Origin of the sequence: Escherichia sp. Lx600-2 (genome assembly GCF_036662595.1) — a bacterium.
GTDB classification, from domain to species: domain Bacteria; phylum Pseudomonadota; class Gammaproteobacteria; order Enterobacterales; family Enterobacteriaceae; genus Escherichia; species Escherichia coli.
This window is the reverse complement of the sequence record NZ_JAYQWM010000241.1, coordinates 1-1004: the sequence shown is the minus strand read 5'-3', so window position 1 is coordinate 1004 and position 1004 is coordinate 1. Positions and strand designations below refer to the sequence as shown.

Annotated in this window: 1 protein-coding gene; it reads left to right on the top strand. The window is 53.1% G+C overall.

The window, feature by feature from the left end:
- Positions 1-77 precede the first annotated feature (77 nt).
- Positions 78-1001 (top strand): IS5-like element IS903B family transposase, encoded by a 924-nt coding sequence (locus OQV04_RS24775; RefSeq protein ID WP_094315047.1) that lies wholly within the window; start codon positions 78-80, stop codon positions 999-1001.
- Positions 1002-1004: the final 3 nt, after the last annotated feature.

Genomic DNA, 1004 nt, shown 5'->3' with positions numbered 1-1004 from the left:
GGCTTTGTTGAATAAATCGAACTTTTGCTGAGTTGAAGGATCAGATCACGCATCTTCCCGACAACGCAGACCGTTCCGTGGCAAAGCAAAAGTTCAAAATCACCAACTGGCCCACCTACAATAAAGCCCTCATCAACCGTGGCTCCATAACTTTCTGGCTGGATGATGAAGCTATTCAGGCCTGGTATGAGTCAGCAACACCTTCTTCACGAGGCAGACCTCAGCGCTATTCTGACCTTGCCATCACGACTGTGCTGGTCATTAAACGCGTATTCAGGCTGACCCTGCGCGCTGCGCAGGGCTTTATTGATTCCATTTTTTCTCTGATGAACGTTCCGCTACGCTGCCCGGATTACAGCTGTGTCAGCAGGCGGGCAAAGTCGGTTAATGTCAGTTTCAAAACGCCCACCCGGGGTGAAATCGCACACCTGGCAATTGATTCCACCGGGCTGAAGGTCTTCGGTGAAGGCGAGTGGAAAGTCAAAAAGCATGGCCAGGAACGCCGCCGTATCTGGCGTAAGCTGCATCTCGCCGTTGACAGTAAAACACATGAAATCATCTGTGCAGACCTGTCGCTGAACAACGTTACGGACTCAGAGGCCTTCCCCGGGTTAATCCGGCAAACCCACCGGAAAATCAGGTCAGCCGCCGCCGATGGCGCTTACGATACCCGGCTATGTCACGATGAACTGCGGCGTAAGAAAATCAGCGCGCTTATCCCTCCCCGAAAAGGTGCGGGTTACTGGCCCGGTGAATATGCAGACCGTAACCGTGCAGTGGCTAATCAGCGAATGACCGGGAGTAATGCGCGGTGGAAATGGACAACAGATTACAATCGTCGCTCGATAGCGGAAACGGCGATGTACCGGGTAAAACAGCTGTTCGGGGGTTCACTGACGCTGCGTGACTACGATGGTCAGGTTGCGGAGGCTATGGCCCTGGTACGAGCGCTGAACAAAATGACGAAAGCAGGTATGCCTGAAAGCGTGCGTATTGCCTGAAAA